We start from the raw sequence: 12,865 nt of genomic DNA on the forward strand, positions 1-12,865 counted from the left end.
GGCCGCCGTGGGGACGCGTTCCCGCAGGACGGCGGCGGCCGGGACGGCGACGGCGAGGGCGGCGAGCACGGCGACGGCGACCGCGGACGCGTCCTGCGGCGGGCCCGCGTCCAGCAGGCGCCCGGCCGCGTACCCGAGGGCGGCGGCGGGCAGCACGGCGGCGGCGGTGACGGCGCAGGCGGGCGCGGCGAGCTGCGGCAGCGACGCGCCGCGCGCCCGCATGGCGGCGAGCGCGGGGCGGAGCCGGTCGCCGAGCAGCCCGGCGGCCAGCAGCACCGCCCCGGCGGCGACGGCGGCGAGCCCGCCGAAGGCGAGGCCGAGGACGGACCGGGCGGCGTGCAGCCGGCCGGCGTAGCCGGCGAGGTCGTCGCCGAGGGACGACTCGACGGCGCACGGGAAGATCTCGACGCGGCTCTTGACGGCCGTGCGGTACGCCTCCAGCGCGGCGGCGAGCCCGGCGGCGCCGGCCGCGTCGACGGCGTCCGCCCGGACGGGGAACCGCCACGTGTAGGTGAGCCGCCGGGCGGGCTCGGCGGTCAGCAGCCGGTAGCCCGGGCCGTCGGCGAGCAGGGTGCCCGCGTCCGCCCGGGTGCCGTCGGAGCCGACCGTCACCGTCTCCGGCCGGAGCAGGAACCCGCGCTCCGCCCAGTAGGGGTCGCCGGGGTCCTCCGGCTCGTACAGCCCGGAGACGCGCACCCGCAGCGGCCCGGCGTCCTTGTCGGGAAGGACGAGTTCGTCGCCGACGCGGTGGCCGAGCCGTTCGGCGAACGGCCGGGCCATGGCGACGTGCAGCGCGGCGCCGTCGCGGTCGTTCGGCCCGTTGCGGGGCGGGACGCCGTCGACGAAGCGGACGCGTTCGAGCGCGCCGGCGTCCCAGCCGACGGCGAGCAGCTGCGGCCCGCGGTCCCCGGCGACGGACATCCGGTCGGTCGTGACGGACGGCTCCGGCTGCCCGGCGGCGCCGTGCAGCGCGGGCGGCAGCAGGGCCTCCCAGGCGCGCCCGTGGTGCATCATCGCGGCGTTGGTGGGGACGGCCGTGCGCGCCTCGCCCGCCTGCACCTTGCCTTCGACGACGACGGCGGGGGTGCGGCCGACCGCCGCCCGCGCCGCCCGGTCGTACCCGGCGGCCGTCGAGGCGGGCACGGCCACCGCGAGCAGCGCGGTCACCAGCGTCAGGACGCCGAGCGCGGCGAGCGGCGCCCACTGTGCGCGCGCGAGCCGGCTCCAGGGCCCGTTCGGCGGACGCGCCATCATTCCTCCCCCGTGCCGGGTCCGGTGCCGGGTCCGCCGCGGCCGAGCGCCCGCAGCACCGGCGGGAGGACGAGGCCGAGGACCGCGACGACGCCCGCGAGCATGGCGAGCACGAGGGGCCAGCGGACGACGAGTTCGGCGGGCGGGTACGGATCCGCGGCCTGCACGCCGAGGACGATGTGCGGGACGACGAGCCGTGCGACGGCGAACCCGAGGACGGTGCCGCCGGCGAGGCCGAGCGCGATGAGGAACGCCTGCTCGACCGCCAGCGTCCCGGCGATCTGCCGGGGGTGGACGCCGAGGGCGCGCAGGACGGCGAACTCGCGGGCGCGCTCCCCGGCGGTGACGGCGGCGTTGACGGCGAACGCGAGGGCGGCGAACGCGACGGCGGCGCCGAACCCGAGGACGAGCGTCCCTTGCAGGGCGGCGCCGAGCGGGGCGTCGGCGAGACCGGCGCGCAGCCGCGACCGGTCTGCGGCGACCGTCCCCCAGGCGGGCCGCTTCGCGAGCGCGGCGGCCGCGGGGCCGGTGTCGCCGCCGCGCACCGCCGCCCACCACTCGCCGGGCGCGGCGTCGGCGGTGTCCGCACCGGCGGCGAGCCGGGCGCTCTGGAGCGCGGGCAGGTCGACCAGGACGCCCGGCAGGCCGGGGTCGGTCGCGGGCAGCGCGGGCACGATCCCGACCACCGTGACCGGCTGGTCGCCTTCGGGTGTGGCGAGGGTGACGGTGTCGCCGGCGCCGGCCTTCGCGCGGTCGGCCGCCGCGCGCGTCACGACGCCGGGCACGGCGGGCAGCGGGGCGTCCGCCCCGGACGCGGCGGGGGCGGGCGCGCCCGGCGCGGTGAGGACGGCGTGGACGCTCCGCGACCGGGTGGACGCGTCGGGCGGTGCGGCGGCGGGGATCGGGAGGTCGGCGATCTCGCCGCCGGCCCGCTCGTTCGGCACGGGCCGCACCCCGGGCGCGGCCAGGTCGTCGGTGATCCGCCAGCGGGCCCCGTCCGGGAGCGCGGCGGGCCGCCCGTCCCCGCGCACGCCGAGCACCTCCAGGCGCATCGGCCCGGTGGGCGGGCCGTCCTCGTAGGAGTAGTGGAACGCGCGGACCGCCAGCGGGAACGCCGGGCGGCCGTCCGGCCCGGCGAGGTCGGCGACGCGGACGGCGACGGTGCGGGCGCGGCCGTCCGCGCGGACGGTCGGCAGGTCGACGCGGTGCAGCAGGCCGCGCGCGTCGGCGATCGTCGCGGCGACGGTGTAGGGGGCGGCGGCCGGCGGTTCGGGGGTGTCGCCGTGCGGCGGGCCCTCGCGGGTGAGGCGCAGCTCGAACTCGAGCCGTCCGGGCGTCCCGGGGACGGCGACCGCGGGCGCGGGCAAGCGCCCCGCCGCCAGGTCGCCGAGCCGCAGGCCGTCCCGGAGGCCGGGCCGGACGCGCAGCAGCGGGGCGAGGGCGCCGGTGTCGGCGGCGAGCAGCGTCGCGTCGCCGGTCCCGAGGGAGCCGCCGGTGCGCAGCACCGCGGCGGTGCCGGTGACGCCGGGCAGCGCCGCGAACCGCCCGCCCGCGCCGAGGACGGTCGGGCCCCCGCCGCCGGTGGCGGCGGCGATCCGCAGGTCGGCGCCGCCGCGGAAGTCGGCCTGGTCGAGCTGCGAGCGCCGCCAGGTCGACATCGTCGTCACCGACAGGACGCCGACGGCCATCGCCATGACGAGCAGCAGCACGGGGCCCGCGTAGCGGAGCGGGCGGCGGCCGACCTGGCGGGCGGCCAGGACGGGCGCGAGCCCGCGGCGCCCGGCGGCGAACCGCTCGGCGGCGCGGGTCGCGGCGGGCAGCAGCCGGAGCAGCAGCACCGCGCCGGCGAGCAGGCCCAGCGCGGGACCGGCCACGATGAACGGGTCCACGCCCGCCCCCGCGCCGCCGGCGCCGTACCGGGTGAGCTGCCAGATCGCGAGCGCCGCGACGAGCAGCAGCGCGAGGTCGCCGCCCGAGCGCCGCAGCCGGCCCCGCTCCGTCCGGCCGATGCCCGCCCGCGCCTCGACGAACGTCCGGTTCGCGCCGCGCAGCGTCGGGACGGCCAGCACGATCGCGCACGCCGCCGCCGTGGCCACCGACACCGCGTACAGCGGGGCGAGGGGGCCGGTGCCGGGGGTGAGGCCGGCGGCGCGCACGGCGGGCGCCGTCCCGGCGAGCCGCAGCAGCGGCCCCGCGAGCAGCGGGCCGAGCAGCGCGGCGGGCGCCGCGATCAGCACGCCCTCGGCGAGCGCGAGCCCGGCGAGCTGCCGCATCCCGAGGCCGCGGGTGCGCAGCAGCGCGACCTCGCCGCGCCGGTGGTCGGCGACGAGCCGGGCCACCAGCAGCCAGGCGCAGCCCGCCAGCAGCACGAGTTGCAGCACCGGGATCAGCATCGTCGACCGCGCCGCCTGCAGCGCGCCCTGGAGCCGCCCGGTCAGCTCGGGCAGCTCCGTCACGACGGTGTAGCCGGCGCCCTGCCCGGCGAGGGCGTCCGAGCCGCGCGCGACCCGGTCGCCGAGCGCGCCGAGGTCGTCGGCGCCGACGCCGCGCAGGTCGGGCATGACGGTCCAGCGGGCCTCCGTGCCGGTGCCGCCCGCGAACCGCTCCGCGAACGCCTCGGGGCGGACGACGAACGGCCCGTACGTCGTGTAGTCGAGCCGCTCGGCGCCCGTCGTGATCAGCCGGTCGCCGCTCCACACGTGGTGGCGGGGGTCGCGGACCTCGAACAGCCCGACGACCGCGACCCGCGCGACCGCCGTCTCGTCCACGCGCCCCCGCAGCGTGAGGACGTCGCCGACGCGGACGTCCAGCGCCGCGGCGGCCGGGGCGGGCAGCACCGCCTCGACCTCGTCCGCCGGCTCGCCGCCCGCGCCGGGCCAGCGCCCGCCGGTCAGGCGCGCGTGCCGCTCGATCGCGGTGTGCGTCTCGAAGACCGTGAGGTCGGGGCGGCCGCCGCGCTCCCGGCCGGGCAGGGCGTAGGAGTCGCTGCGCGCGGACAGCGCGACCGCCGGGGGCGCGTCCGGGTAGATCCGCCGGATCTCGCCCTCGATCCGCCCGCGCGCCTCGGTGAGGCCGCCGCCGGGGACGTGCCCGGTGATCGTCGTCCCGGCCGTGGCGAACGTCGCGTCGCCGAGGGTGCGCTGCAGCCCCTGGCGGGTGACCGATCCGCCGTAGCCGACGAGCGCGGCGAGGACGGTCGTGGCGAACAGCGCGGTGGCGCAGGCGGCCAGGACCAGCGCCCGGTCCCCCGCCATCCGCCTGGCCACGAGCCCCGGATGCCACATGCTCGCCCATGCTCGGCGCGGGTGATCCACCGCACAAGGGCCGTCGAATACTCGACGACAAATCGCAACAATTACGAAAGTTAACTGTTAAAACGCCAGATAAACCGGTCGTTCTTACGGCCCGCGCCACGGCGAGGGACCCGCGGCGGCCTCGGCGCGCCGCAGGACGTCCTCGACCTCGCGGCCGGGACCGTCCGCGAAAGCCGCCGCGAACGCGTCCGTCCCGAGCGCCGACCGGGACCGCTCCGCCGCGCGGTCGATGTCCGTGCGCTCCGCCGGGCTCGCCGGCAACCCGACCTCGGCCCGGACGGCCGCGGCCCTCCCCAGCAGCGCGGCGGCCTCCGCGTGGTCGCCCGCCAGCCCGTACGCGCCCGCCAGCCCCTCCAGGGCCCCGGCGAGGTCGCGCGGCGACTCCTGGCGGATCGCGACGGCCAGCGCGTCCCGGTGGTGGCGGACGGCCGTGTCCGCGTCGCCCCGCAGCTCGGCCACGTACCCCAGGCCGAGCAGGTTCAGCGTCAGCGACAGCGGCGGGAACTCGTCCGGCGACGCGCCCTCCATCATGGCCGCGTGCCGCCGCGCCGCCTCGTCCAGCAGCCCGGCGTACCGCGCCGCGAGCGCCATCCCGGCCTCGGCGAACCGGACCGCCTGGAGGTGGCCACGCTCCGTCCCGAGCCGCATCGCCCGGTCGCACAGCCGCAGCGCCGCCTCCGGGTCGCCGCGCATGACGGCGATCCAGCCGCGCCAGGCGAGCCGCCCGGCGACGTCCGGCCACAGCCGCAGCTCCTCCGCCATCCGCTGCCCGTCGCGGTGCAGCCGCTCCGCCCCGTCGAAGTCGCCGGTCAGCTCCGCCAGCCCGCCCAGCCACTCGGTCGCCTGGAGCCGCCCCCACCGGTCGCCGAGGCCGCCGAACAGGACGGCCGCGCGCCCGGCGTCGCGCTCCAGCGCGGCGAGGTCGCTGCGCACGTGGGCGTGCTTGGCGCGCAGCAGCAGCGCCGCCGCCTCGCCCCACGCGTCGCCGGCGGCGCGGAACGCGGCGAGCGCCTCCGCCAGGACGGGCGCGACCGCCGTGACGTCGTCCACGTCCGAGCCCGCGAACGCCAGGAACCACCGCGCCCACGCGGCCAGGTGCGGGTCCCCGGTCGCGTCCGCGGCACGGAGCGCCGCGGCGCTGCGCGCCGGCCAGTCGCCCGCGTCGCCCTTGAGCATCGTGAGCCCGGCCCGCCACGTCACCGCGCGGGCGCGCGCGGCGGGCGAGCCGCCCTCCGGCGCCAGCGCCGCGTCGACCGAGCGCAGCGCCTCGCCCAGCCGGCCGCGCAGGAACCAGTACCAGGCGAGCGCGTCGACCAGCCGCAGCGCCCGCTCGGCGGCGCCGTCCGCGACGGCCGCGTCGAGCGCCGCGCGCAGGTTCGCGGTCTCGGCGTCGAGCGTCCGCAGCCAGGACGCCTGCCCGGCACCGCGCAGGTCGGCGCGCTCGGCGAGGCCGGTGTAGTACTCGCTGTGCAGCGTCCGGACGCGCGCGTACTCGCCCGCGTCCCGCAGCCGGTCGGCGCCGTAGGCGGCCACCGACTCCAGCAGCCGGTACCGCGGCTCCTCGCCCGGCCGCTCCACCAGCACGACCAGCGACCGGTCGACCAGCCGGACCAGCAGGTCCAGCACCTCCTCCGCCGGGACGTCCCCGCCCGCGCACACCGCCTCGGCCGACTCCACCGCGCAGCCGTCGGCGTGCACCGACAGCCGCCGCAGCACCGCCCGCTCCGGCTCCGCGAGCAGGTCCCAGCTCCAGTCGATCATCGCGGTGAGGGTGCGCTGCCGGGGCGGCGCGCCCCGGTGGCCGGTCGCGAGCAGCCGGAACCGGTCGTCCAGCCGCGCGACGAGCCCCGCGACGCCCAGCGTCCGGACGCGCGTCGCCGCGAGTTCCAGCGCGAGCGGCAGCCCGTCGAGCCGCCGGCACAGCACCGCGACCGCCGCGGCGGTGTCGCCGTCCAGCCGGAACCCGCGCGCCGCCGCCTCCGCCCGCGCCGCGAACAGCCGCACCGCGCCGGACCGCGCGAGCGCCGCGGGGTCGTCCGTCCCGTCCCGGCCGGGCACGTCCAGCGGCGGCACCGCCCACACCACCTCGCCGGGCGGGCCGAGCGGCTCCCGGCTCGTCGCCAGCACCCGCAGCCCCGGGACGCGGGCGAGCAGCCGCTCGGCCAGCTCGGCGGCCTGCTCGACGACGTGCTCGCAGTTGTCGAGGACGAGCAGCAGGCGGCGCCCGGCGAGCGCGGCGGCGAGCCGGTCGAGGGGCGCGTCCGGGCCGCCGGGCGCGTCGTGCACGTCCAGCACCGCCGTGACGACCTCGGCCAGGTCCGCGGCGGCGGCCCGGTCGACCGCCGCCAGCTCCACCAGCCACACCCCGTCGGGGAACCCGTCCGCGAGCCCGGCGGCGACCTCCACGGCCAGGCGGGTCTTGCCGACGCCGCCCGGCCCGGTCAGGGTGACCAGCCGGTCGGTGGCGAGCCGGGCGCGGACGTCCGCCACCGCGCCGTCCCGTCCGATCAGCTCGGTCGGCGGGAGCGGCAGGTTCGTGCGCGGCGCCGGGCGGGACTCCGCGGCCCGCGCGGGCGGCGCGTCCAGCGCGGGGTCCTGCCGCAGGATCGCGCCGTGCAGCTCCGCCAGCTCGACGCCCGGGTCCAGGCCCAGCTCGTCGGCCAGCAGGGCCCGGAACCGGTCGAAGCCCTCCAGCGCCTCGTGCTGCCGCCCCGCCCGGTACAGGGCCCGCATGTGCGCGGCGCGCAGCCGCTCCCGCAGCGGGTGCGCGGCGACGGCGGCGGCCAGCTCCCCGGCCAGCGCCCCGTGCTCGCCGAGGTCCAGCCGCACCTCCGCGTGCTCCTCCAGCGCGGTCAGCCGCAGCTCCTCCAGCCGCGCCGCCGCCGGACGGACGAACGGCTCGTCGGCGAAGTCGGCGAACGCCGCGCCGCGCCACGTCCCGAGGGCCTCGGCGAGCAGCGCGGCGCGCTCCTTCGGGTCCGCAGCCGCGCGCGCCGCGGCGACGAGGGCCTCGAAGCGGCGCGCGTCCACGCTCCGGTCGGCGGCGGCCAGCAGGTACCCGGCGGGACGCGACTCCACGAGGGCCCGCGCGCCCGGTTCGGCGTCCTCCAGGACCCGCCGCAGCTGCGACACCTTCGCCGACAGCGCGCCCGCCGGGTTGCCCGGGAGCGCCTCGCCCCACAGGTCGTCGACGAGCCGGTCGGCGGGGACGGGCCTGCCCTCGTGCACGAGCAGGTCGGCGAGGAGCGCCCGCACCTTGAGGCCGGGTACCGGGACGAGCCCGCCGTCGTCCGTCCACACGGCGAGCGCGCCGAGCACCCCGAATCGCATGCGTCGAACCCTAGCGACGCCCGTCCCCACCTGCGGCATATCGGGCGAATCGCCGGACGGGAAGGCGACCGTAAGGATCCCGTAAAGCACCCGCGCCACAGTGGGTCGTGTTCGAGAGGGACAGGGAGGACACGGTGAGGGAGGTGGGCATGGGCGAGGCGGGCACGATCCCGCCGGGCACGATCTCGGCGGGCACGGTTCCGGCGGGCGCGGTTCCGGCGGGCGCGGTTCCGGCGGGCGCGGTTCCGGCGGGCGCGGTTCCGGCGGGCGCGGTTCCGGCGGGCGCGGTTCCGGCGGGCGCCGGCGGGACGGGCGGCGGGCGGCTGCGGCTGGCGGTGATCATCGGCAGCACGCGGCGCGGGCGGTTCGGCCCGACCGTGGCGGAGTGGTTCGCCGGGCGGGCCCGCAGGCGCCCGGACCTGGACGTCGACCTCGTCGACCTCGCGGCGTGCGCGCTCCCGCAGGCGCTGCCGGACGAGGACGAGCCCGCTCCGCCGGCGGTCGCGGCGCTGGGGCGGCGGCTCGCGGCGGCGGACGGGTTCGCCGTCGTGACGCCCGAGTACAACCGGGGCTACCCGGGCGTGCTCAAGACCGCGATCGACTGGTACTACGACGAGTGGCGGGCCAAGCCCGTCGCCGTCGTGTCCTACGGCCGCGAGTCGGGCGGCCTGCAGGCGGCCGCGCAGCTCCGCGAGGTGTTCACCGAGCTGGAGGCCGTCCCGATCCGGGACGGGGTGGCGCTGCCCTGCTACTGGCGCGACTTCGCCGCCGACGGCTCCTGGCCCAAGACCGGCGCCGAGTGCAACACCACCGTGACCACGACCCTGGACCGTCTCTCGTGGTGGGCCCGCGCCCTCCGCGACGCACGTATCGCACACCCGTACGGCTGAAGCCGTTGATCCGGAGGACGACCATGCGCAAGATCATCAACTCCACCTACGTCACGCTCGACGGCGTCATCGCGGACCCGCAGATCTGGACCGCCCCGTACTTCGGGGAGGAGGCCGGCGCGTACGGCAGCGAGCTGCTGTTCTCCTGCGACGCCCTGCTGGCGGGCCGCGAGACCTACGTCGCGTTCGCCGAGACGTGGCCGGCCATGGAGGAGCAGACCGGCGAGTTCGGCGCCCGGATGAACTCCATCCACCACTACGCCGTGTCCGACTCGCTGGAGAAGGCCGAGTGGGGCGACAGCACGATCATCCGGCGGGACGACGCCCCCGCGACGATCGCCGAGCTGAAGGAGCGGGACGGGCAGAACATCCTGCAGTACGGCTTCGGCAAGGTGACGGAGACGCTGATCGAGCACGGGCTCCTGGACGAGCTGCGGCTGTGGATCCACCCGGTGATCGTGGGGCCGTCCGAGACGGCCGGGCTGCTGAGCAGCGCGGGGTTCGGCGCCTCGTTCGAGCTGGCCGACACCCGGACGTTCGCGAGCGGCGTCATCGTCGCGACCTACACCCCGGCGGCCGAGTGAGCCGGAGCCGGGCGCGCGCGGCCGCTCAGCGGCGCGCGTAGTCCAGGACGCGGGGGCCGAGCAGGCCCTCGGCGGCGTCCAGCAGATCGAGCATCGCGCCGGCCGTGGCGTCCACGTCATGGCCGGCTTCGGTGCGCCTGCCCAGCTCCATCAGCACCCGCGCGTGCAGCCAGCCGATCTGTCCCGCGACCAGCCCGGGGACCGGGTCGTCCGGGCCGGCGCCGGTCTCCCGGGCGAGCAGCGCGGCGAGGTCGGCCTCCATCCGGACGGCGATGTCGTCGAGCCGGGCGAGCAGGGTGGGGGCGGCGCGCATCATCGCGTGGAAGGCCGCGAAGCCGGGCGTGAGGCCGAGCACCGGGTCGCGCCGCCGCACCTCCTCGCGGAGCCGCCGCAGGACGGCCTCCGCGGCGGACTCGCCGGGCTCGCGCGCCGCGACGATCGCGGCGAGCCGGTTCCCCTGGTGGGGCGGCAGCACGAGGTCTTCCTTGGTCTCGAAGTAGTTGTAGACGGTGTTCACCGAGACGTCCGCGGCCGCCGCGACCTCGGCGATCGTCACCGCGTCGAACCCGCGCGCCGTGAACAGCCCCGCGGCCGCGTCCGCGATCCGCCGGCGCGTCTCCCGCTTCTTGCGCTCCCGCAGACCCTCCGCCATGCCGCCACTCTAACGCCCTCCAAACTTGGAGTCGATTGCAAGTTTGGAGTCCGCTGTGATTTTATGCGGGCATGCCCACGCCAGCCATCGACGTCCGGGGCCTGACCCGGACCTTCGACCTCAAGACCGGCCCGGTCCACGCCGTGCGCGGCATCGACCTCGCGGCCGAGCGCGGCGAGATCCTCGGCTTCCTCGGCCCGAACGGAGCCGGGAAGACCACGACGCTCCGCATGCTCACCACGCTGCTCCCGCCCACCGGCGGCGAGGCGACGATCGCCGGACGCGACCTGCGGCGGGACCCGGCGGGCGTGCGGCGCCGCATCGGCTACGTCGCGCAGGCGGGCGGCCTCGACCCGGCCTGCTCGGTGCGGGAGGAGCTGGTCACGCAGGGCCGCCTGCACCGGCTGCCGCGCCCGGAGGCCCGCGAGCGCGCGGCCGAACTCGCGTCCGACCTCGCCCTCGGCGACCTGCTGGAGCGGCCCACCGCCGCGCTGTCCGGCGGGCAGCGCCGCCGCCTGGAGATCGCGCTCGGCCTCGTCAACCGCCCGGAGGTGCTGTTCCTGGACGAGCCGACCACCGGCCTCGACCCCGGCGGCCGCGCGGAACTGTGGGAGCTGGTCCGCCGCATCCGCGCCGAGCACGGCACCACGATCGTCCTCACCACCCACTACCTCGACGAGGCCGACGCGCTCGCCGACCGGGTGGTCGTCGTCGACGCCGGGACGGTCGTCGCCGCGGGCTCCCCCGCCGACCTCAAGGCGCGGCACGCCGGCGACCCCGCCGCGAGCCTCCAGGACGCCTTCCTGGCCATCACCGGGCGCGCCCCGGCGGGCGAGAACGCCCCCATCGCCATCTAGACGGACCACCGAACGGAAACCGGAACCATGCGCCCCTTCCTCGCCGACACCGGCGTCGTCTTCGGCCGCTACCTGCGCGCCACGCTGCGCTCCAAGACGAACCTGTTCTTCGGCATGCTCCAGCCCCTGCTGTTCCTGGCCCTGTTCGGGCCGCTGCTCACCGGCCTCAGCCTCGGCGTGGGCGGCTCGTCCTGGCAGGCGCTCGTGCCGGGCGTGCTGGTGCAGCTCGCGCTGCTCGGCGGCTCCTTCGTGGGGCTCGGCGCGATCATCGAGAAGAGCACCGGGGTGCTCGACCGGATGCGCGCCACCCCCGTGAGCCCCGCCGCGCTGCTGCTCGGCCGGACGCTGCGCGACGTCGTCCAGCTCGTCGCGCAGTCGGCCCTCCTCGTGCTGCTGGGGCTGGCGTTCGGGCTGCGCGCCCCGGTCGCCGGGATCGTGCTCGGGCTGGTGTTCGTCGCCGTCCTGTCGGGCGCGCTGTCGGCCCTGTCGTACGGGCTGGCGATGCGGGTGCGGACGCCCTCGGAGTTCGCCGCCGTCACGAACACGGCCGTGCTGCCGCTGATGCTCGTGTCCGGGCTGCTGCTGCCCATGTCGCTGGCGCCCGCGTGGCTCGACGGGGTCTCGCACGCCGTCCCGTTCCGGTACACGGTCGACGCGGTGCGGCAGGCGTACCTCGGGAACTACGCGAACGGGACGGTCGCCGCCGGGGCCGCCGTCACGCTCGCGTTCGCCGTCCTCGCGTTCGCCGCCGGCGCCCGCCTGTTCCGCCGCGCCTGAGGCCGCCGGACGCCGCGCCCGGCGCGCCGGGTCACTCGTCGAGGACGGCCCGCAGGACCTCCGGCGTCCGCACCGGCGGCTCGGCCTGGACGCCGAGGCGGTTCAGGACGTCCTGGTAGCGGGCGATCTCCGACGGGCGGTCCGGGTAGAGGGCGCCGGTGAGCTGCTCCAGGTAGACGACGTCGGGCAGTTCGGGCTCGGCGAACCGCAGCAGCGTCACCGGGCCGCCCTCGGCCGCGTGGCCGCCCGCGGAGAACGGCAGCACCTGCACGGTGACGTTCGGCCGCTTCGCCATCTCGATGAGGTGCCGGAGCTGGCCGCGCATCGTGCCGGGCCCGCCGACCGCGCGCCGCAGCGCCGCCTCGTCGATCACCGCCCACAGCTTGAGCGGGTCGGGCCGGGCGAACACGCGGCGGCGCTCCATCCGCAGCTCGACCAGCTTGTCGATCTCCTCCTGCGGCGACTCGGGATGCCGCGCCCGCAGCAGGGCGCGCGCGTACTTCTCGGTCTGCAGCAGTTCGGGGATCGCCTGCACCTCGTACTGGCGGATCAGCACCGCGCCCTGCTCCAGCCCCAGGTAGGGCTCGAACCAGCCGGGCACGACGTCCCCGTACCGCTGCCACCAGCCGGGCTGGTTGGCGTGCTCGGCGAGGGCCAGCAGCGGCTCCCGGACGCCCGGGTCGGCCACGCCGTAGAGGGTCAGCAGGTCGGCGACGTCGCGCTCCTTGAACCCGACGCGCCCCAGCTCCATCCGGCTGATCTTGGAGTGGGAGCCGCGGATCTCGTAGCCGGCCGCCTCGGTGGAGATGCCGGCGGCCTCGCGGTGCCTGCGGAGCTGCGCGCCGACCAGCATCCGCAGCACGGTCGGGCCGGCGAGCTCCCGGCCGCGGACGGGCGGCCCGCCCCGGGCACCGCCGGGCGCGGACGGCGCGCCGGATGCGCGCGGTGGTTCTCCCACGGGGCGCCTCCCAGGACGCGCGGAACGTGCCGACGGAGAAAAGTTACCCGGCGCCCGTGGCTTTGCCCAATGTCCGGACGTGCCCGAGCGAGCGCTCGTCCTCGACCGATACCGGTGGCACGGGTACCTCGCGGCGCCGTGACCTGCCAGGATGCGAATCTGAAATTTTCTCGAAGAAAATCCGGCCCGGATGTCGATCCGGCCGCCCCCGCTTCGACGCGCCAGTGAAGGCCCGGGAGGCACCCGGGCCGC

9 protein-coding genes are annotated in these 12,865 nt (G+C 77.9%); 4 read left to right on the forward strand and 5 right to left on the reverse strand.

What is annotated here, in order from left to right:
- The 3 genes from H505_RS0121220 to H505_RS0121230 form a co-directional block, all read right to left on the reverse strand.
- Positions 1-1,254 (reverse strand): hypothetical protein (locus H505_RS0121220; protein ID WP_211238525.1); only part of this gene is annotated, 1,254 nt, incomplete at its 3' end.
- Positions 1,251-4,535, reverse strand: a complete 3,285-nt coding sequence (locus H505_RS0121225) for an ABC transporter permease (protein WP_026403592.1) — start codon at positions 4,533-4,535, stop codon at positions 1,251-1,253. The genes H505_RS0121225 and H505_RS0121220, both read right to left, overlap by 4 nt.
- A 114-nt stretch (positions 4,536-4,649) precedes the next feature.
- Entirely contained in the window at positions 4,650-7,895 is a 3,246-nt protein-coding gene (locus H505_RS0121230) for an AfsR/SARP family transcriptional regulator (protein WP_026403593.1), read from the reverse strand.
- 134 nt (positions 7,896-8,029) lie between these two features.
- Between H505_RS0121230 and H505_RS0121235 the strand changes: the two genes are divergently transcribed.
- Both H505_RS0121235 and H505_RS0121240 read left to right on the forward strand, forming a co-directional pair.
- A complete protein-coding gene (locus H505_RS0121235) occupies positions 8,030-8,785 on the forward strand; it encodes an NADPH-dependent FMN reductase (protein ID WP_341849569.1) in 756 nt (251 codons plus the stop codon).
- A 23-nt stretch (positions 8,786-8,808) separates the two neighbouring features.
- The gene (locus H505_RS0121240) at positions 8,809-9,369 is read left to right on the forward strand and encodes a dihydrofolate reductase family protein (protein WP_026403595.1); all 561 of its coding nucleotides are present in this window, start codon (positions 8,809-8,811) and stop codon (positions 9,367-9,369) included.
- A 25-nt stretch (positions 9,370-9,394) separates the two neighbouring features.
- On the opposite strand, the gene H505_RS0121245 is transcribed toward H505_RS0121240, so the two are convergent.
- Positions 9,395-10,021: a TetR/AcrR family transcriptional regulator gene (locus H505_RS0121245; protein ID WP_026403596.1), complete on the reverse strand. Its 627-nt coding sequence runs from the start codon at positions 10,019-10,021 to the stop codon at positions 9,395-9,397.
- A 71-nt stretch (positions 10,022-10,092) separates the two neighbouring features.
- Here H505_RS0121245 and H505_RS0121250 point away from each other — a divergent pair, with 71 nt between their 5' ends.
- Both H505_RS0121250 and H505_RS0121255 read left to right on the forward strand, forming a co-directional pair.
- On the forward strand, positions 10,093-10,878 hold the full coding sequence (locus H505_RS0121250; protein WP_026403597.1) for an ABC transporter ATP-binding protein: 786 nt from the start codon (positions 10,093-10,095) through the stop codon (positions 10,876-10,878).
- Positions 10,879-10,905: 27 nt separating this feature from the next.
- Positions 10,906-11,655 (forward strand): ABC transporter permease, encoded by a 750-nt coding sequence (locus H505_RS0121255; protein ID WP_026403598.1) that lies wholly within the window; start codon positions 10,906-10,908, stop codon positions 11,653-11,655.
- A 31-nt stretch (positions 11,656-11,686) separates the two neighbouring features.
- On the opposite strand, the gene H505_RS43410 is transcribed toward H505_RS0121255, so the two are convergent.
- Positions 11,687-12,613 carry a helix-turn-helix domain-containing protein gene (locus tag H505_RS43410; protein ID WP_425248266.1) on the reverse strand — a complete coding sequence of 309 codons (927 nt, stop codon included), beginning with the start codon at positions 12,611-12,613 and terminating at the stop codon, positions 11,687-11,689.
- Positions 12,614-12,865 lie beyond the last annotated feature (252 nt).

This window comes from Actinomadura rifamycini DSM 43936 (genome assembly GCF_000425065.1).
Lineage (GTDB): Bacteria > Actinomycetota > Actinomycetes > Streptosporangiales > Streptosporangiaceae > Spirillospora > Spirillospora rifamycini.

What these genes read in the sequence shown, in the direction of transcription:
- H505_RS0121225 (WP_026403592.1), bottom strand. Translation starts at nt 4,535, where the DNA reads ATGTGGCATCCGGGGCTCGTGGCCAGGCGGATGGCGGGGGACCGGGCG.
- H505_RS0121230 (WP_026403593.1), bottom strand. Translation starts at nt 7,895, where the DNA reads ATGCGATTCGGGGTGCTCGGCGCGCTCGCCGTGTGGACGGACGACGGC.
- H505_RS0121240 (WP_026403595.1), top strand. Translation starts at nt 8,809, where the DNA reads ATGCGCAAGATCATCAACTCCACCTACGTCACGCTCGACGGCGTCATC.
- H505_RS0121245 (WP_026403596.1), bottom strand. Translation starts at nt 10,021, where the DNA reads ATGGCGGAGGGTCTGCGGGAGCGCAAGAAGCGGGAGACGCGCCGGCGG.
- H505_RS0121250 (WP_026403597.1), top strand. Translation starts at nt 10,093, where the DNA reads ATGCCCACGCCAGCCATCGACGTCCGGGGCCTGACCCGGACCTTCGAC.
- H505_RS0121255 (WP_026403598.1), top strand. Translation starts at nt 10,906, where the DNA reads ATGCGCCCCTTCCTCGCCGACACCGGCGTCGTCTTCGGCCGCTACCTG.